This is a genomic window from Rhodopirellula sp. UBA1907 (assembly GCF_002337565.1).
Taxonomy (GTDB): Bacteria; Planctomycetota; Planctomycetia; order Pirellulales; family Pirellulaceae; genus Rhodopirellula; species Rhodopirellula europaea.
Window position 1 is genome coordinate 31,815 of the sequence record NZ_DDGH01000040.1, and the last position, 18,753, is coordinate 50,567.

Annotated in this window: 15 protein-coding genes; 12 read left to right on the top strand and 3 right to left on the bottom strand. The window is 55.7% G+C overall.

The genetic code is table 11. The annotated features are described in order from the left end of the window. The 8 genes from B2R17_RS08920 to B2R17_RS08955 form a co-directional block, all read left to right on the top strand. A partial coding sequence (locus B2R17_RS08920) for a sulfatase-like hydrolase/transferase (RefSeq protein WP_286763711.1) occupies positions 1-1,184 on the top strand: 1,184 nt, incomplete at its 5' end. A gap of 180 nt (positions 1,185-1,364) precedes the next feature. Continuing rightward, a complete protein-coding gene (locus B2R17_RS08925) occupies positions 1,365-2,324 on the top strand; it encodes an AAA family ATPase (RefSeq protein ID WP_286763712.1) in 960 nt (319 codons plus the stop codon). 43 nt (positions 2,325-2,367) lie between these two features. Then, a complete protein-coding gene (locus B2R17_RS08930; protein ID WP_286763713.1) occupies positions 2,368-3,297 on the top strand; it encodes a DUF58 domain-containing protein in 930 nt (309 codons plus the stop codon). Further along, on the top strand, positions 3,297-3,806 hold the full coding sequence (locus tag B2R17_RS08935) for a DUF4381 domain-containing protein (RefSeq protein WP_286763714.1): 510 nt from the start codon (positions 3,297-3,299) through the stop codon (positions 3,804-3,806). The genes B2R17_RS08930 and B2R17_RS08935 overlap by 1 nt, the downstream gene beginning before the upstream one ends. Then, positions 3,800-4,837: a VWA domain-containing protein gene (locus B2R17_RS08940; RefSeq protein WP_286763715.1), complete on the top strand. Its 1,038-nt coding sequence runs from the start codon at positions 3,800-3,802 to the stop codon at positions 4,835-4,837. The genes B2R17_RS08935 and B2R17_RS08940 overlap by 7 nt, the downstream gene beginning before the upstream one ends. Continuing rightward, entirely contained in the window at positions 4,834-5,790 is a 957-nt protein-coding gene (locus B2R17_RS08945) for a vWA domain-containing protein (protein ID WP_286763716.1), read from the top strand. Before B2R17_RS08940 ends, B2R17_RS08945 begins: the two co-directional genes overlap by 4 nt. Beyond that, positions 5,787-6,416, top strand: a complete 630-nt coding sequence (locus B2R17_RS08950) for a tetratricopeptide repeat protein (RefSeq protein WP_286763717.1) — start codon at positions 5,787-5,789, stop codon at positions 6,414-6,416. Before B2R17_RS08945 ends, B2R17_RS08950 begins: the two co-directional genes overlap by 4 nt. Then, positions 6,413-7,744: a hypothetical protein gene (locus tag B2R17_RS08955; protein ID WP_286763718.1), complete on the top strand. Its 1,332-nt coding sequence runs from the start codon at positions 6,413-6,415 to the stop codon at positions 7,742-7,744. Before B2R17_RS08950 ends, B2R17_RS08955 begins: the two co-directional genes overlap by 4 nt. A gap of 24 nt (positions 7,745-7,768) precedes the next feature. On the opposite strand, the gene B2R17_RS08960 is transcribed toward B2R17_RS08955, so the two are convergent. Continuing rightward, positions 7,769-9,205, bottom strand: coding sequence for a carbohydrate porin (locus B2R17_RS08960; RefSeq protein ID WP_008663690.1), 1,437 nt, complete (start codon positions 9,203-9,205; stop codon positions 7,769-7,771). A gap of 178 nt (positions 9,206-9,383) precedes the next feature. On the opposite strand from B2R17_RS08960, the gene B2R17_RS08965 reads away from it, so the two are divergent. Genes B2R17_RS08965 through B2R17_RS08975 form a run of 3 tightly spaced genes read left to right on the top strand, consistent with a single transcriptional unit; the run spans position 9,384 to position 13,268 of the window. Continuing rightward, positions 9,384-10,355 (top strand): nuclear transport factor 2 family protein, encoded by a 972-nt coding sequence (locus B2R17_RS08965; protein ID WP_286763719.1) that lies wholly within the window; start codon positions 9,384-9,386, stop codon positions 10,353-10,355. Continuing rightward, a complete protein-coding gene (locus B2R17_RS08970; protein ID WP_286763720.1) occupies positions 10,352-12,298 on the top strand; it encodes a mu-protocadherin- cell-suface protein in 1,947 nt (648 codons plus the stop codon). Before B2R17_RS08965 ends, B2R17_RS08970 begins: the two co-directional genes overlap by 4 nt. Positions 12,299-12,329: 31 nt before the next feature. Then, positions 12,330-13,268, top strand: a complete 939-nt coding sequence (locus tag B2R17_RS08975) for an SHD1 domain-containing protein (RefSeq protein WP_286763721.1) — start codon at positions 12,330-12,332, stop codon at positions 13,266-13,268. A gap of 40 nt (positions 13,269-13,308) precedes the next feature. On the opposite strand, the gene B2R17_RS08980 is transcribed toward B2R17_RS08975, so the two are convergent. Continuing rightward, complete coding sequence (locus tag B2R17_RS08980; protein WP_286763722.1) at positions 13,309-14,718, bottom strand: DcaP family trimeric outer membrane transporter; 1,410 nt, start codon at positions 14,716-14,718, stop codon at positions 13,309-13,311. A gap of 715 nt (positions 14,719-15,433) precedes the next feature. On the opposite strand from B2R17_RS08980, the gene B2R17_RS08985 reads away from it, so the two are divergent. Continuing rightward, positions 15,434-16,852, top strand: a complete 1,419-nt coding sequence (locus B2R17_RS08985; RefSeq protein WP_008662381.1) for a hypothetical protein — start codon at positions 15,434-15,436, stop codon at positions 16,850-16,852. Between the two features lie 212 nt (positions 16,853-17,064). On the opposite strand, the gene B2R17_RS08990 is transcribed toward B2R17_RS08985, so the two are convergent. Next, positions 17,065-18,657, bottom strand: coding sequence for an arylsulfatase (locus tag B2R17_RS08990; protein ID WP_286763744.1), 1,593 nt, complete (start codon positions 18,655-18,657; stop codon positions 17,065-17,067). Between the last annotated feature and the right edge of the window lie 96 nt (positions 18,658-18,753).

The following is an 18,753-nucleotide window of genomic DNA, read 5'->3' on the forward strand; positions in this document are numbered from 1 at the left end:
AATTCGGAAAGAACCACCTGGGCGACCGAGACAAGCACTTGCCCACCAATCACGGATTCGATGAATTCTTCGGCAACCTCTATCACCTCAATGCCGAAGAGGAACCCGAAACTTACTACTATCCAAAAGATCCTGAGTTCCGGAAAAAGTATGGACCTCGCGGGGTCATCCATTCCTTCGCCGATGGTCGCTTGGAAGACACCGGTCCCCTCACCAAAAAACGCATGGAAACGATCGACGAAGAAGTCCACACCAAAGCCATGGACTTCCTCGAACGAGCAACAAAATCAGAGAAGCCAGCTTTCCTTTGGTACAACTCGACTCGCATGCACGTGTGGACTCACCTGAAGAAAGAATCGCAAGGCCGAACCGGCATTGGGCTGTATCCAGACGGAATGGTCGAGCATGACGACTATGTCGGCAAAGTGCTCCAGAAGATCAAAGATCTCGGCATCGAAGACAACACGATCGTGGTCTATAGCACCGACAACGGAGCTGAAACATTCAGTTGGCCCGATGGAGGCATCACGCCTTTCCATGGCGAAAAAGGCACAACCTGGGAAGGCGGTTTCCGCGTCCCATTGTTGGTCAAATGGCCCGGCGTGATCGAGCCTGGCACGGTCTACAACGACATCATTTCGCAAGAAGATTGGATGCCCACTTTCGCAGCCGCGGCGGGTGAGCCCGACTTGGTCGAAAAGATGAAGAAGGGCTACAACGCGAACGGAAAAGAATTTAAGGTTCACCCGGACGGCTACAACTTCTTGCCATACTTCAAGGGCGAAGCCGAAGAGAGCCCGCGCAAAGAGATCTACTACTTTGGTCAAGGCGGCGACCTGAACGCGGTGCGAGTCCAGAACTGGAAGATCCACTTCGCGACCGTCAACGGCAATATTGCCACCGGCACGCGCGAGATCCCGGGCTGGCCGTTGATCATCAACCTTCGCGCCGACCCGTATGAAAAGATGTGGAAAGAAGGCACGCTTGGTTACTTCCGTTGGTACGCCGACAACATGTGGACCTTCGTCCCCGTGCAGAACTACATCCAACAATTCATGGCGACCATTCCGAAATACCCGTGGCAAGCGGGATCCAGCCTGAACGCGGCCGGCATCAACTATCAAACGTTGAAAGCCCAAGAGTGGATCAAGAAACTCGAACAAGTTTCTCCGCCACGTAATTAGGTCGGCTCTCGTTGATCAGGCTCGGCTGAACATCATCCGCTGAGCTGCGAAACTCTGCATCAACGGCCTCAACCCAATCCTGGGGCGAGGCCGTTTTCTATGGCATCCACACCACGACGTTGCGATGTGCAAGCGAGGCCATTACAAACAATCCTTCCTCTTCTCCACTGGAACAATTGCATGACGCCGCGGGAAACAATCGAGCAGATCTCCAACGCGATGAACGCGGCCGTCATTGGTCAGCAACCTGTGGTGGAACGAATTTTGGTCGCCTTGCTGGCCAAAGGTCATGTCCTGATGGAAGGCTTGCCCGGCACCGCAAAAACTCGCTCCGTCAAAACGCTGTCCAAACTGGTCGACAGCCAATTCGGACGCATTCAGTTCACGCCCGACTTGCTGCCATCGGACGTCACGGGATCGGAAATCTATCGCGAACAAAATGGCACATTTGAATTTCAAGAAGGACCGATCTTCGGCAACTTGATTTTGGCCGACGAAATCAACCGGGCACCCGCCAAAGTGCAATCGGCTCTGCTGGAGGCAATGGAAGAACGGCAGGTCACGGTTGCATCGCAAACCCACACGCTGCCGGAACTGTTCATGGTGCTGGCGACCCAGAACCCGATTGAGCAGGAAGGGACTTATCCACTGCCCGAGGCGCAAATGGATCGCTTCATGCTGTACGTGCGAGTGGACTACCCCGAGGACGCGGACGAAGCATCGATTTTGAAACTCGTCCGCGGCGAAAAGACCGGTGCAACCTCCGCGGCAACCGAAGCGATCTCGCAGCAATTGATCTTTGACGCACAGAAAGAAGTCGGCACCATCCACGTCGCCGAATCGGCTGAAAAGTACATCGTCGATTTGGTCATGGCGACACGTCACCCGGATCGCTACGAAGGCGATCTTCCCAAGTGGATTCGGCTCGGTGCCAGCCCTCGAGGAACGCTGGCACTGGATGCCGCGGCACGAGCCCATGCATGGTTGGCCGGTCAAGACTTCGTTTCTCCCGACAACATTCGTGCGATGGCTCCGGCCTGCTTGGCTCACCGAGTCCACCTGACCTACGAAGCCGAAGCCGCCGGTGTGACACGCACCGACGTGATCGATGCTTTGTTGAAGAACGTGGTTCCAGTCTGAATCGAGTTTGCTTTCGAATGCCCGCTTTGAACGAAGGCTGCCCATGTCCGCCCGAGTCACTGTCACATTTCAAGATCTGCTTCAATGCAAAGCGGATGCGCGCGGGTTCTCACTCCAACCGCGCCAACCCGTTGGTTCCCTGCTAGCCGGACGCCACGCATCGCGTCTTCGCGGTCGCGGATTGTCATTTGAAGAGCTTCGCCAATACCGACAGGGCGACGACATTCGTCAAATGGATTGGAAAGCGACCGCTCGCCTGCGATCGCCACACATCCGTGTTTACAGCGAAGAACGCGAACGCCCGGTTTTGCTGCTGATCGACCAACGCACGCCGATGTTCTTTGGAAGCCAACGAGCAATGAAATCCGTCGCCGCGGCGGAGTTGGCCGCGATCGGTGCATGGCGTTCACTTGCCAGCGGTGATCGAGTCGGTGGGCTGATCTTCAATGACACCGAAATCGCCGAAGTTCGGCCTCACCGCAGCCAGACTCGCGTGCTCAACCTGCTGCATCAAATCGTCCGACTGAATCAAGAACTGGCTGTGCCGACGGCAACGTCCGCATCGCAGCCATCCAGTTCGGCGGTGACCTTGAATCACGTTCTCGAAAACGCATCCCGAATCGCTCGCCATGACCACTTGGTGATCTTGATCAGCGACCTCGACGGCGCAGACGAAGAAACCACTCGCCTTGTGACTCGGATTGCGGCACACAACGACCTTTTGGTGACCGCCGTCTACGATCCGCTCGGCATTCGCCTGACTGGTGCCCCTGGAATGCTGGCCAGTCACCGCGGACGCACTTGGGAACTTCCCGATCGAGCCTCCTTCCCCGATGACTTCCAAGAAGCGTTCGGGAAAGTCCTCACGCATTGGCGAAGCGTCTTTCGATCGTTGCAAATTCCGCTGATGCCGCTTTCCACCGCGCGGCCCGTTGCCGAACAAGTCCGTGTTCTCTTTGGCAATACAGCGTGATGAACACCAGCGACCCAACCAGCCTTGATCGCCTGAACGACATCGTCGTTCCCGCTCCCGTTTCGTGGTGGCCACTCGCGCCGGGATGGTATGTCCTGCTAGCCGGGTTGCTAGCCGCCATCACCTGGCTGGTTTGGAAAAACTGGCGAACTTGGAAATCGAACGCCTACCGCCGTGAAGCGATTCACGAACTGGAATCCGCGAACACAGCCGGTGCCATCTCGGAACTACTCCGTCGCACCGCATTGAAAACCCATTCCCGATCCGAACTCGCACAAATGACAGGCGACCGCTGGCCCGAATGGTTGTTCCAGCAACTTCCACACGAGTCCACGTCAACGATTTCGCCGATCGTTCGTGAGCAATTGGCGACCGCAGCCTACCGCGACACGGACACACCATCGTTGGATGAGCTGCGAGCGTTCGCCGCCGTCTGGATCACCCAGCATTCATCCGCCTCGCCAAATTCTGCTGACGCCAACGCCACCAGCGAGGAACGATCATGCTGACGCTTGCCTACGCGTGGTGCTTCTTGCTTCTGCCTCTGCCTTGGTTGGTGCGACTCTTCTTGCCGCCCAAGCAACGCGATCAAGTATCCGTCCAAGTTCCCTTCGGCGATCGTTTGCAACAAGTCTTGGGTGGCAAACATTCCGACAGCACCCAGCCGCAAAGCTGGACTCGACGCGTGCTGGCTGTTGTCATCTGGGTTTGCGTGTTGACCGCGGTCGCACGACCTCAATGGCTGGAACCTCCCATCACGAAAGAGATCCCGACACGCGACCTTTTGCTGCTCGTTGATTTGTCGGGCTCGATGGCACAGGAAGACTTCAAGAATGATGCCGGCCAAAAAGTCTCGCGTCTGGATGCGGTCAAGGAAGTGCTTGGTGGCTTCCTGGCAAAACGCAAAGGTGATCGCGTCGGCTTGGTCGTCTTTGGCGACGCCGCTTACCTGCAGGCCCCGTTCACGACTGACCTGCAGCTATCCCAGGAACTTCTTAGCGAATGCGAAGTCGGAATGGCTGGTCCACGAACCGCGTTTGGTGATGCCATCGGCTTGGGCGTCAATTTGTTCGACGAAGACACAGAACGAGCCAAGACGATGATCGCATTGACCGACGGCAACGACACCAAAAGCAAAGTCCCTCCGGTCGAAGCCGCCCGCGTCGCAACTCAACGAGACATCAAAACCTACACGGTTGCCATCGGCGATCCGACGACCGTCGGCGAAGACAAGCTGGACGAACAAAGCCTTCGCGACGTCGCTTCCGAAACCGGCGGCAAGTACTTTTTCGCCGCGGATCGAGAACATTTGGCGGGCATTTATGACGAGCTCGACAAGATCGAAACGCAGATCATACAAACCATCAGCCACCGCCCGCGCACCGATATCTACTACTGGCCGCTGGTGGTCGCACTGCTGCTTTCCATGTCGGAAAAAGCCATCGCAACTATGCGGGGCCGAAGACAAACGGCGCCGCCGGAGCAAGACCGTCGCATCCAGGTCAATCCAGTCACTGGCGAGATGGAGGTAGCAGCATGATCGATGCATGGAACTCGTTTCACTTCATTCGCCCGGCGTATCTGCTGCTGATTCCGGTGGCCTTTGGTCTGGCGTGGATTTGGCATCGCAGCCGTGATCCGCTTCGAGGTTGGAGGAACCAAATCGACTCCGATCTGCTTGATGCTTTGGCTCATCACGATGGGCCACAATCCCAACACTGGTGGCAACGAATCCCAACGGTCGCCTGGTTATTGATCGGGTGGACGGTCGGCATCGTTGCAATCGCGGGGCCCACTTGGCGAGTGGAAGCCAATCCGTTTGCCCAGGACGCTCAACCGTTGATCATCTTGTTGAAAGCGGACGAGACGATGGAGTCAGCCGCACTCACGACCACACCGCTCGAACGAGCCACTTTGAAGATCGCTGACTTGGCCAAAACACGCCAAGGCGACCCGCTGGGTTTGATCGCCTACTCCGGATCAGCTCACACCGTGTTGCCTCCGACCGAAGACACCTCGGTCGTCGCCGACATGGCCTCAGAAATCAGTCCCGCGATCATGCCAGTTGCGGGCGATGCACTCGACCAAGCGATCACCGAAGCAGGTCGCTTAATCAACCGCAATGAAGGCGGTGCGACATTGCTGATCATCGCGAACCAAGCCAGCGTCGATCCCAAACAAGTCGCCGTGGCTCATCAGGCGATCGGCTCTCCACCGATTCAAGTATTGAGTCTGCTGCCAGAGGAATCCCAAGAAACCGCATCACTGCAAGCCATCGCGAAATCGTTGGGCGGCACACGGGTTCCACTGACCGTCGATGATCAAGACATTCAATCGATCGTGCAGTACGCGGAACGACGTTCGTCATCAGGCATCGCGGGACAAAGCGACCGCTGGCAAGAGTCCGGCTACTGGCTCTCACCGTTGCTGGCCGCCATGGTGGCGTTGTCATTTCGCCGCGAACGCACCTCCACCGAGGACGTCTCCCAATGAAAACTTGGCTCATTCTTGGCGTGATCGGTTGGTCGAGCTGGTGGTGGACACCAGACCAACTGGGGCAACGACAAATGGAAAAGGAGCAATACGCCGATGCAGCCAATGCATTCGACGATCCGATGTGGCAGGGAGTCGCTTGGTACCGCGCCGGTGAATTCAAATCCGCCGCACAATCCTTCTCACGAGCATCCGGTCCCGACGCGAAGTTCAATCTTGGCAACTGCTGGCTGATGCAGGGAAAGTACGACGAAGCGATTGCCAGCTATGACGACGCTTTGAAACAACGCCCGGACTGGACGGAGGCCCAGCAGAACCTGGACCTCGCGAAGGCTCGAAAGAAGGCGACCGAGTCCAAAGGTGGCGACGCCGGGGACCAACGTGTTGGAGCTGACGAGATCGTGTTCGACAAAGACAAGAAAAAGCAAAACGAAGGCCAGGACACGGACATCACCGCAGAGCAAGCCGTCAACGATGCGTCGGTGCAAGCGGTCTGGCTGAGGCAGGTGCAAACCAAGCCTGCCGATTTCCTGAAGTCGAAGTTTCGCTACCAAATGGCCAACCGCGACAAGGACACTCAAGACGGACCGGCCGAAGCGAAACCCAGCGAAGGAGAATCCCCGTGACACTCCAATCGCAACATGCTTTTCCTGCATCCTCTGTGCACGTTTTGTTAATCGCCCTAGCATTGACACTTGCACCGACTGCTTGCCATGCCGTTGCCGCGGACGATCCGCCAGAACCGGTTACGATCGAAGTTCCCAACCCCAAGGCCTGGGTGGGTCAGCGACTACCGTTCTTCGTCAAAGTCCGTGCGCCCGGTTCATTTGTGGGTGCGACTTCGTTTTCGCTGCCACAGATTTCTCGAGCGGTGATCCTGCAAGTCGGAACGCCCGTGGTTTCCTCCGAAGAAGTCGGCGACGATTCTTGGTTTGTTCAAACTCACGAATTCGCGTTGTACTCGCAAGCCTTCGGGACAGTCGAAATCCCCGCGTTCGAAGTTCGCTACGCCAACCGAGATGGTTTCACTGGCCCGGCCACGGACCACAAACAACAAACTTCCGACGTGTCCGTCGAGATTCAACAACCACCTGATTACGCCCCCAATGTTTTCCTAGTAACCGCTGACGAAATCGACGTCCAAGAGACTTGGGATCCGCCACCGGGCGAGGCAAAGCAGGGCGACGTGATTCACCGAACCATCACGCAGAAGGCCAACCAAGTCTCGGGGATGGTTCTCGCACCGCCGCCGACAAAGGTCCCTGACGGCATCCAGGCTTACGTTAAATCACCGCAAGTCACTGACAACACCGAACGCGGTGAATTTTCGGGCGAACGACGTGACACCGTGACTTATCAATTCAAAGGTTCCGGAACACTCACACTGCCCGCGATCCGGTATGTGTGGTGGAACCCCGACGACGAATCCTATGGATCGAAAACCTTGCCGGAGGCCACTTATCAAGTCGCGGCGGCTCCCCAACCGCAACTTGCGACGGTGCAGGACCCCAGTTGGCCGCCCATCGCATGGGCAGCTTTCATCATCGGGGCCGTGGCCCTCCTCATCGTAACGCAGTCCCACCGAATCGCGGTTGGGTTTCGATCGATCAAACATCGACTCAACCCGCCCGACCGTGTCGCGGCCAGGAAGCTGATTCAAGCTTGCCGAACAAACGATGCTCACGCCGCTGAAACCGCATGGAACCGGTGGCTTAACACGCAACCCGAGACCGTTGATCTCTCAAACGAACTGCGTGCGTCTGTGTTGGATTTGCATCGTCGACTCTACGGTCAAACTTCCGGGACCGAGCCAACATCCGAGACCAAAGCACACACCGTATTAAACTGGAATGGCGAAACACTGCGTCGCGCATTTGAACAAAGCCTGCAACAGCGTGGACATCGGAACCACGCTCCCGAGAACTGCCTGCCGCCTCTGAATCCCATTGCTTGATGGAAGCAAAACGGCTGCTCGTTCTCAGAACGCAATGTTCATCCGAAGTCCCAACAGGTACGCGTCAGCGACTTGTTCACGGGCTTGGTCAACCCACTGAAAATCTGGTGTCACCGAAATCGACTCGGTCAACTGACTGCGATAAAAGACTTCCACACCCTGCGAGTCGCCAATGGGCCCCAAGGCTCCGACCAACAAAGGTCCGATCTCGTCGCTGGTTCCGCTGTAGTAATACCCGACACCAAACGAGTCCCCATCACGAAGCGGACTCGCACCGCCCAAACCTGCGCTGAGCAGATAGCTGATTGGGTTGGTGTCGCTGTCGGCGATTCCCGCGCGAGCGAAGTAGCCCCAGTGCCGCGACGAATCGCATGGGTCGACCCACAACGCTTGGTCCGTATTCCAGTACACCGACCACGAATCCGATGCTCGGTTGATCGCCACGTTGGGCAGAATGATCCGAGGGTCTTGTCCCAACGAAACATAGTCACGACTGCTCCACGAGGCACCGATCAATTGGTGACCTGGCGTGCCCAACCAATCGGTCGCAACTCGCATTTCCCCGGACACGACCACGCCATCAGCGAACAACTCATCAAAGCCATCGGAATCGGCCGTGTCGGTTGGATTCATCACGAGGAAGTTGAAGGCTGGTTCACCTTCGTCGCCCAACACGATGAAACCGCAACCCAGCGAAGAATAGGGAACCGATCGCAACACAATCGGATTGGCAATGAATGCCACGTTGGAAAACTGCGTGATGCCACGTCCGCTCGCATAGGCATTCGCGTCGCCGTCAAGGGTATCCAGTTTGCCTGCGTAAACCGCGAAACGTTCTGACAAGAACTGCGTGAACAGCACATTGGTCAGATACAAACCTTCGCTATCCGCGACTGGCAAATCAGCAGCCAAGGTTGGCGGCAAAATCACGCCCGCGGACTCACCGATGGTTTGCCCAAAACGATGTTCAGCCCGCAGCTTTAGAAACAACCCTTCGTGAACGCCAAGTTTTCCAAGATCCATGTTGGCCACATAATCGCCGTGACCTCCGTAGCGAGCGGTTTCTTCGAGTCCGCCGCTGACCGTGCCAAAGTAATACTGGGTCAAATTGTTTGAAAACGTGATCCCGCTGTCCGCCAAACTTTTGCGGATCGATTTGCACAGGCAGTCCTCGCCCGAACAGTTTTCGCCGCAGCATAATGCGGAGTCACAGGACAACGAATCGCACCCGACAGAATCACACGCGAACAACGGAGAACAATCGTCCACCTGAGCTTGCGCGGTTTGTATTCCAAAACTCGCCAGGATGACCCCGGCGCAAAGAACGACCTTCGCGATGTGAAGGTTCTGTGCAGATTGGTTTTTGTCCATCGAGGTGCCTCGAAATCGCTCAAAAAAGGCTTCATCGTCCAAACAATTCACACCCTCCATTTCGGTTGTTTGAGCACCTGAACCGTTCATTTCCTGAATGCACAAAAACAATGCTTCGGAAATTACACTGGAAGTTCAAGTTCTGCGGATTATCTGGTCTTCGGCAGGAGAAATTCGCGACTCGACTCTCTAAGATTAGAGGACGATCATCGGCAGCAATTGCCCTGATTGAACCTCTCTTCTCAACTGCCGGCTGGAACACTCACAAATGAATTCAGGCCCCACACTGCTGCTCGGTGCATGCCTCACGGCGGCGATTTTCGGATCCACCGCCCCCGGCCTCGTGGCACAAGACAGCCAACCGACCGTCGCCGAATCACCCTTGGCATCGCCAGTCCACGAACGGCTGAAACAGTACGCCGATGCGTTCAATGAACGCAAACTGGATTCACTCGGCCAGTTCCTCGCGTCGGACGTTCACTATCAAGACGAAACGTCAGGTCGAACGGCACAGTCTGCCAACGAATTGATCGATTTGATTCGAACCGCCATTGAGACCGAACCAACACTCAAACTCAGTGCGAGCGTCGAAGACATCAAGCAGACCGCTCCCGATCAAGCGACCGTTCGCGGCACGACAACGCTGACATCCGAAGATGCCCCCGACGAAGTCTCCTCGTTTGAAATCGCATTGGCAAAAGCATCCGACGAATGGACGATCCAATCGATTACCGAACGAGCGATAGATTCGGCTGAATCTGCCAGCCCGATCGAGTCACTCAGCTGGCTGGTGGGAACATGGAAAGAGGACGCCGAAGATGGACTGAACAGCCGCATTGAATTCCTTCCCGGGAATCGTTTCCTGCGACGCACGTTTCAAATGGGATCGAATGCTGAACCCATTGGCTACGAAATGATTGGCTATGACCCTCGATCCAATCTCGTGAAATCATGGACCTACTTTGCCGACGGCAGCTTTGGCAGTGGTCACTGGGCGGGCGAAGAGGATCACTGGCGAATGGAGATGACCCAAACTCTCGCCGACGGTGGACAGGCAACCGCGACGTGCATTGTTCGACCGATCGATCAAAATACGATGACCGTTCGAATCATCTCGCGTGTCGTCAATGGTCAACCACTTCCCAACGGCAAAGCTGTCACGCTGACTCGTCAAACTGAAACCTCATCGACCATCGAACCTTCGACCAACACCGCGACCCCATCGGGAGCCAACCAATGAATCTTTTGATCAGTCAAACGCAGCCTCTGCGTTGGGTGTCGGTTTGCCTCGCTTTGTCGATCATCACCATGGCCCAGCCATCACTCGATGCGGGTGGATTTGGCGGACGCGGTGGTGGACGAGGCGGCGGTGGAGGTGGCCGTTCGTTTAGCGGCGGCGGAGGGGCGCGCCCCAGCATGGGCGGAGCTCGTCCGAGCATGGGTGGAAGTGCGAACTTCAATCGCGGAAACATGGGGGGAAACTTCAGCGGCGGCAACCGCATGCCCGTCAATCGACCTCAGACCAGCATGCCACATGTCGGCGGCAACAACTTCAGCCGTCCGAACGTCAGCGCACCCAACTTCAATACAAATCGTCCGGGAACGAGCCGTCCCAGCACCGGATTGCCCAGCACCGGCTTACCCGGCACCAGTAGGCCAAGCATCCCCAGCACTGGCACACGCCCGTCTCGTCCAGGCACATCGCGTCCAGATATCTCTCGCCCCGGATTGAACCAACCCGGATCGAACCACCCCGGAGTCACGCGTCCGGGCGGGAATCAGTCCAATCGTCCCGATCGACCAAGCACCCTGCCCGGCAACCGTCCCGGATCCGATCGCCCTGGTTCCAACCGCCCAAGTATCGACCGACCGAACATCGACCGCCCAGGAAACAGTCGGCCCAACCTGCCCGGCGGAGATCGTCCCGGTGGTAGCAATCGCCCTGGCATGCCCGACTTTGGGAAACTTCCCGCGGGCCGTCCATCCGCCGGCGACGTTGGCAACTTCCTGGGAATCGATGGTCCACTGCGTCCCGGCGGTAACGAACGTCCGAACTTGTCCGATCGCCCGGAACGACCGGGCACACCCGATCGTCCCGGTGCGGGTGATCGGCCTGGCAATGGCAACCGACCTGGAATCGGAGATCGCCCAGGCAATGGTGACCGTCCCTCCTTCGCCGATCGTCCTGGATCTGGAACACGTCCCGGTCTCGACCAGCGTCCCAACCCCGGTGATCGATTGCCACCGGACCGTCGCCCGAACATCAACATCGGCGATGTGAACATCGGCAACAACAACATCATCAACAACAAAGTTGGCTGGGCGAACCTCGATAACAATCGAGTCAACCAGATCAACAATCGTTGGCAAAACCGAATGGCCAACGTCAGCAATTGGCCCACCATTCCACCCCATCGATTTGATCATTTCCATCGATGGGGCAATCAAGTTCGCCGGGGCTGGCACTACCATGGTTTTGGACCGAATTGGTGGGTACGACACCCATTCCGATTCTGTGGTTGGCACTACTTCTATTCGTATCGGTATTACCCTTACACATATTGGTGGAGCACACCGACCTACCCTATGGTGACCAACTGGTTCACACCGACCGCGTCTTCGACGACGCTCTCGCAACCGGTCTACTACGACTATGGCAGCGAAGGCAACGTGACCTATCAAGACAATCGCGTTTACATCGGTGGCGAAGAAGTGGCGACCACGGAAGAGTTCGCACAAACAGCCGCCACCCTCGCGACCGTCGAAGCCCCCGCAGACGAAGAGTCCGCTGAAGAATCCGAATGGCTGCCCTTGGGAACCTTCGCGTTGACAACGGACGCCGACGATGTTGATCCCGACCGAGTGATCCAACTCGCGGTCAACAAAGAAGGGATCATTTCCGGAACGCTCTACAACCAGAAAACGGATGAGACTCAGGCCATCCAAGGACGAGTCGACAAGGAGACCCAACGAGTCGCCATGCGAATCGGCGAGAGCGAAGATGTTGTCGCTGAAACAGGTCTCTACAATTTGACCCAGGATGAAGCGTCCGTTTTGGTTCACTTTGGAACTAAAACACAAGACACCTACATGCTCGTGCGATTGCCCAGCCCCGAGGATTCGGACGAGTCGGCCGACTCATCCGATGACGAATCCGGCGACACATCGAACGGCGAAAACTGATTCTTTTTCAACCAAACAATGAGACAACATCATGCTTCGACACTTTTTACTCATTGCCGCCGTCCTCTCGACCGCCTCGTTCGCGACTGCCAAGCCTCGCACTTGGACCAGTGCGAACGGCGCATACAAATTGGAAGGTGAACTGATCGGATCCAATGACACGACGGCGATTCTGAAGCGTCGCGGTTCAGGTCGTTTGGCCGCGGTCGAATTGAAAGACCTCTCTGAGGAAGATCGTGAATTCGTCAAAAAGCAGACCAAGGGCGAATCGGAACGAGAATCCGGCGACGACCTCGAGATGCACACCTGGACCTCTCGCGATGGCCTGAAAATCCGTGCGAAGATTCTCGCCTACGGAAAGAAGGATTACACGCTGGATCGCAAACTGGGCGCTGTGACCATCAACGGCAAAGCCTTCTCAACCTTTGATCCGCTGCACCAGAAACTCATCCTGCGTGTCCTCAGCGTTCTTGAAAAAACGCCTTTGGAAAAAGAGTCCGACCTCAACAAATTTGTGTCGCTCTTCGCCGGCCAACCCAAGACGTACCCGTTGGAAGGTGTGTTGATGGAGTTACCATCGGGTGACCAAATCGCGGTTCCATTCTTCATGTTCAGCGAGAAGGATCTCGACGTTCTTCAAGCCGGCTGGGAGAACTGGCAAAAGTACCACTCCGACGAAGACGCTCGTGCCCGTGAAGATTTGATGATGCGTTCCGAAGCATCTCACTACCAGCAAACGATGGCGCAAGAGCAACAACGACAACAGTTAGAAGTCCTCAAGTTCAACATGGCCGCCGCGCGCACCGGACTGACATCCATTTGGGAAGTCCAGATCGCCCCCAACGCAGGCGTCTATGGTCGACCGACCAGCGTCATGGTGACCGCTCGTGATAGCTTGACCGCGACTCAAATGGTTCTGCCAAACTACCCGGGGTACTACATGATCGGCGTCCGGAAAGTCAGCTACTGAATCAGGCACGGCTTGGATCGCCCCGCCACTCTTTGAGTCGTCAGGGCAGATAGAAACCGAACGACATTTGCAATCGAGTCGCATCGGCTTGGTCGCTGTTTTGGTTCTCTCGTTTTCCGTACAGATACTCGATTCCGATGAACACACGGTCAATCGGATTGTGAATCAGGTTCACCGCTAAATAGTTGGTTGAACGCAGGTTGCTGCCCGCCTGACCTGCAATCGGATCGAGGGTCAGTTCGCTGTAGGTCAGATTGGATGTTAGGCGATCGTTCCAAACGTGCTTCAGCCCGATCATCCATCCAAACATTGGCAAGATCTCCGCGGTGTTCGGGCCGGTGGATACCACATCGGGTGATCCTCGATAGCTGCCGATCCCTTCTCCAAATGTGATTTGAGAATACACCCGCGTGTCTTCCAAGAACTTGGCCGATCCGGTGAAGTTCAATCCCCAAGCGGTATCCGTCAGCACCGGATCCCCGACCGGCTGAAAGCCCAATTCGCGAATCACAAACGCCGCCTGAAAATCGCTGCGGTCTCGTTCCAATTTCACATGCGTGATCACATCGGGCGTTTCGGTGCGTCCCTCGCCCGTGATACCGATCGGGATGTCAATTTCAATCCGTGGGTCTTCCAGCGAAACCGCCCAAGACCATCCTGAATCTCCCAGCGGCAGATCCAATCGCACAAGCCCTTGCCGTCGGTTCACGTTCGAGACCGCACCTTCGAAATCCAACGTTTGTGGAACGGCCGATGGATGCGTGAACGTGGTCCACGTTTGCCCGGCGGTGAAGTAGCCCATCGTTCCGTAGGCGTGACGCAATCTCAGCGAGCCATTGCTCCCATCTTCGCCGCCAAAAAAGTCCGCTTCCACAAAGGCTCGAACAACCTCTTGCTGGACTTTCCATCGAGTATCGAAACTCAATCGCGATGAACGTGCGTGGAAGCGAGCATTCTTTCGGTCCGCGGCACCAACGGGGATCTCACTGGTGTCAAACGAATCCACCGAGTCGATCGGATCAAAGTCTGAAATAAAATCCGCTTTAACAAATCCGCCGATCTTCAAAGCGGCCTCTTCACCAAACACAACAATCCCGCGGTCGAAATCAGGGAACGCGGTGAAGTTGTTTTGTTGTTGCTCGCCACGCGATCGGTCAAACGACTCCGACGCAAAGGACTGGCGAACCGAACGCTGCAGCGATCCTTCGTCCAATTCCTGCAGAACTTCTGTGACAGGTGATTCGATCGCGTCCAAGCTTTCGCTGAATTCGGTGAACTGCGTCAACAATACCGGATCTTCGATTGGATCCTGCTCCGCCAACCGCAACAGCGACGCGAGGCTATCCTCCGCGTTGAGCGGTGACACGAGCAGTCCCGCACCGATCAAAAGAAAGAGCCATCGCCCGAAGGCAAGCTCAAAGGTTGTTCGTGCAATGCAATTGAAACTCATGCGTCTTCGATTGGTATGAGTTCCTCACACTGACCAGCCTTCAACCGGCACTCAATGGCGATGATCCGTTTTCCCGAGTCACGACTGAACTCACCTATCGCCGCAGAATCACTGCGCAGCCGATCTCGACTCATTGTCTTTCTCGGCATCGACGATGCGAAACTTAAACGATTCTTCCGAATCTGACGCTTGGCAATCAGAGTCATTCTTCATCGATAGCTATTTGCTCCACTCAACCAAAAATCGCGATCCCCTTCAAAATCTTTGCGCATGGCTATGTAACTACCCGGTTAGTCCACCCCGGAATGTCAGTCGTCCCAAACGCAGGTCCCGTGATCCAAACACCGCCCAGGAACGCCGTTCATTTAGAACCAGATACGGACGCTCACCCTGACAAGATTTTCGCCGGGCGAGTGCTCAATTCGATCCATGTCTCCAACATGGCGCAATTGGTCGCCGGTGGCATGGTCCCAACGGATCGGACGAATGGAAAACCGACGCATTTCGCGGTCTGAATCTAGCTGAGCGACATTGATTTGCACCCGCTGCCCGGCGGTGCACGCGAGCTAGCCGCTGTCTATACTGGCGCCGTCCAAATTGCCGGAATTCCTATCATGATTCTTGTCCGTGCGAACAGTTGGATGAACGAACTCTTCTAATCGCTCCGCGGATCGACACTTTTGATCCACATCCTTGAACGTACCGAGCCGAAACCATGCGAACGCTGTTGAAGTCGGGCCCTGCGGTGGCCCTTGCTCTTCTTTTCTCGATTTCTTCATCAGTTATTCAGGCTGAAGAAAAAGCCAAGATCGAACTGCTGCTTGATCGATCGCCTGCTCCCGGCAACGCCATCGGTTACGTCAACGTTCCTGCACTGAACAAACTGATGAAGGACGCTGGCTTCTCACCAGCCGCCGCTTCAGCAGTGAGCGAAGTCTGGTTTTTGGCCGACCTCGACATTGGATCCTTGCGTCCCAAATGGGAAGCCGGTTACGCCGTTCTCAATCAACCGGTCGATGCGAAAAAATTGGCCGATCGCTTGGGTGGCTATGTCGACAATGTCGTCAACCACGATGTCGTTCATGCTCCCAATCAAACCTACTTCGTTCCCGGTGAAGACCACCCGGAACGTTTGGGCATCCTCCGTCCAACCGACCGATCGTTGTTGGCGGGATGGTTAACTCCTGTCATCGACGTGAAGTACACGCCGTTCTTGAGCGCCCATGCAAAGCAACCGGAGTCGTATCTGTCATTCATGTTGGCGATCGACTTGAACAATGTCCTATCGCCTATCCCACTGAAGACGCGCCTTGAAGGACTCAAGTCACTGAAATCCAACTCGCCCGAATCCGTTGCCGGCACTTTGGCATCGATCGAAGGTTGCAGCATCATCGTTGGCCGACGCAGCCTCAACGAATGCATTGCGAAATTTGAATTTTCAAAATCGCCATCGTCGCTGAAGTTGATCGCTCCCGAATTGCTGGCCGAAATCCTTCAGCGCAACGGAACCGACGCTCCGGAAGTCAAACAATGGGAAGTATCGGTCGACGGGAATTCTCTTTCGCTCAAAGGTCCCGTCACTCAATCCAGTCTCAGTGGTTTGATGGGAATTTTCAGCCTGCAAAGCCAAGCTCAACAGGCCGCCGCACGAGCCAGCTTGTCAGAACAAAGCGAAGAGCAACGCGTTGCCTACGAATCCAAACACTACTTCGATGAAGTCAACTCGATCATCGAGCACACACGTGACCACAAATCACAGACTGCCGGAGCGATGGCAAAGTGGAGCGATCAACGTGCTCGACAAATCGATGAACTCGGCACGCTCAATGTCGATCCCGACATGATTCAGTACGGAACCAACGTGGCCGAACTTCTTCGCGGAAACGCATTGACGGTTCGTCAAACCAACATCGACGCCGGAAAAGTCAAAGCCAGCCAGAGCCTCGACACCGGTTACTACAACGATGGCTACGGGTACTACAACACCAACAGCACCACCGACTATCAACGTGTCACTAGTGCCATCGCTCAAGGCAACGCCTACGGGAATTACCGCGAGGCCCTCAATCAGATCGACAAACTGACCGCCGCCATGCGTCGCGACATGACTCAGAAGTACAAAATGCAGTTCTGAGCAACAAACAAAACTCTTCAGACGTCATCAAAACCGATCGACACCAGACTCAAACTGGTTAGTCGATCGGCTCTTTCGTTGCAGTTGCCCTGCAAAGTCGGACGCGAATTTCCGAGCGTGGTTTGCCCAGCATCGGCGTATCGACGTGAGACTCGTCAGCCACCTTCAATGAAACTGGCAAACCCTTGCCGGCGAGCGTCTTCGCGGGCTTTTTAGAGCCCAACTTCTTTGGCGGGATACTTTTTGAAAGTTGCCCCGTGAGCCTTCAGCTTTCCGAGAACCGTTGCGAGCCACGCATTGCGTCGGTGTCCCACAGGCGACTGCTCCTTGGGATCAATGTAGAGATTGAACAGCCAAGGCGCCAAACCGACGTCGACCAACGTTGAATAGTCGATGTGCATGTGAGTCGATTCTGGCAACACCGCTTTGACATGCACTTTGTATTCACGCATGCGGCAAGACACCAGCTCTTTCCCCCACCAGAAATACACTGCTTCACGTTTGGATTGCCCATCGTCTTGCAGCAGAAAAGATGTTTGATCGATGTAGTCGTAGTAACGATCGGTCGGAAGATCGCTGGTCGGGATCTCTGCCAGCTTCAGCGATACGCCAAACAAATCCAGCAGATCAAACAACCCGTCACTTTGTCGCCCACCGGAAATGACACCTTTCCAATACGCGATCCCGGGGACACGAACTCCTCCTTCAAAAGTCGTTCCTTTGGCGCCACGAAACGGCGTGTACCCTGCATCAGGCCACCCGTCCATTTGTGGCCCGTTGTCACTGGTAAAGAACACGAACGTATTTTCCAGGACACCGGTTTCTTTCAACGCGGCCATGATGTCGCCAACGTGCAGGTCTACCTCCGCAACTGCTTCTTTGTAGTAGTATTTCGCCGCGCTCAATGATCCCAAGTCTGGGTTCGGAAAGTTGTCGCAGTGAACCTTCAAGAAGCAGTGTTCCAAGAAGAACGGCTTGTCCTCCTTTGCTAATTCCTTGATCCGTTGGATAGTGAAATCGGCCAGCACCTTCTCGGCACGCCCCATGTCTTCAATCGACTGAATCTGTTTCAGTTCCTCGGTTCGTCCGTCTTTGAAACCATGTGTTAAATGGTTGTCGGGCGCAATCGCCTCAAAGGCTCGCGATCGTTCGGGGTTGTTGACCAAATCAGGAAAGCGTCGCTCGTCGAACCGCTGAGAGATCTCTTTCTGAGCAGGATAGTACCCGTAGTACTCATCGAAACCGATATCGTGTGGACGCATGCCAACCGGCTCACCAACATGCCACTTCCCGGTCAACAATGTGTAGTAACCGGCGTCACTCAACAGTTTCGGAAGACTAACCTCGTCTTCCCAAGGATTTCGAGTCAATTTGTCTCCGGCCAAAATCGGTCGAGTCAGCCCCGTCCGGACTGGCAAACGGCCGGTCAGGATCGCCGAACGAGTTGGAGTGCAGGTCTGCTGGGAATAACAACTCGTCAGCCTCAATCCCTCGCCAGCCAACCGGTCGATGTTTGGTGTCGCCGCACCAATCGCGGCACCTCCGCCATAGCATCCCGGATCCCCGTATCCCATGTCATCGACCACCAACCACAAGATGTTCGGCCGCTTCCCGTGCTTCGCTTTGATCTCAGCCAGTTTATCTCCAGCGGCCCGATCCTGCGTTGCAAGCGGGATTGCCGCTTCGTGATTCTCAAGCGAAACGACCCTTCGATCCAACGTGGGTGTCTCTGCGTTGCAAATCGATACGCTCCACAAAGCTGGAATGCACAGAATGCCGACACCACGCAATAACTTTCCAATCATCCGCTGTCCCCTGTTTGAGTTCATGTCGATTGAGCAGCCCTGAGCATTCGCGAGCCGATCTGTTTCCGCCGCATTCTGTTTCCGCCGCATACAGTG

Bases quoted from the DNA above. Each gene is read 5' to 3' on its own strand.
- B2R17_RS08985 (WP_008662381.1), top strand. From the start codon at position 15,434: ATGCGAACGCTGTTGAAGTCGGGCCCTGCGGTGGCCCTTGCTCTTCTT.
- B2R17_RS08975 (WP_286763721.1), top strand. From the start codon at position 12,330: ATGCTTCGACACTTTTTACTCATTGCCGCCGTCCTCTCGACCGCCTCG.
- B2R17_RS08960 (WP_008663690.1), bottom strand. From the start codon at position 9,205: ATGAACGGTTCAGGTGCTCAAACAACCGAAATGGAGGGTGTGAATTGT.
- B2R17_RS08925 (WP_286763712.1), top strand. From the start codon at position 1,365: ATGACGCCGCGGGAAACAATCGAGCAGATCTCCAACGCGATGAACGCG.
- B2R17_RS08935 (WP_286763714.1), top strand. From the start codon at position 3,297: ATGAACACCAGCGACCCAACCAGCCTTGATCGCCTGAACGACATCGTC.
- B2R17_RS08965 (WP_286763719.1), top strand. From the start codon at position 9,384: ATGAATTCAGGCCCCACACTGCTGCTCGGTGCATGCCTCACGGCGGCG.
- B2R17_RS08940 (WP_286763715.1), top strand. From the start codon at position 3,800: ATGCTGACGCTTGCCTACGCGTGGTGCTTCTTGCTTCTGCCTCTGCCT.
- B2R17_RS08945 (WP_286763716.1), top strand. From the start codon at position 4,834: ATGATCGATGCATGGAACTCGTTTCACTTCATTCGCCCGGCGTATCTG.
- B2R17_RS08970 (WP_286763720.1), top strand. From the start codon at position 10,352: ATGAATCTTTTGATCAGTCAAACGCAGCCTCTGCGTTGGGTGTCGGTT.
- B2R17_RS08990 (WP_286763744.1), bottom strand. From the start codon at position 18,657: ATGATTGGAAAGTTATTGCGTGGTGTCGGCATTCTGTGCATTCCAGCT.
- B2R17_RS08930 (WP_286763713.1), top strand. From the start codon at position 2,368: ATGTCCGCCCGAGTCACTGTCACATTTCAAGATCTGCTTCAATGCAAA.
- B2R17_RS08950 (WP_286763717.1), top strand. From the start codon at position 5,787: ATGAAAACTTGGCTCATTCTTGGCGTGATCGGTTGGTCGAGCTGGTGG.
- B2R17_RS08980 (WP_286763722.1), bottom strand. From the start codon at position 14,718: ATGAGTTTCAATTGCATTGCACGAACAACCTTTGAGCTTGCCTTCGGG.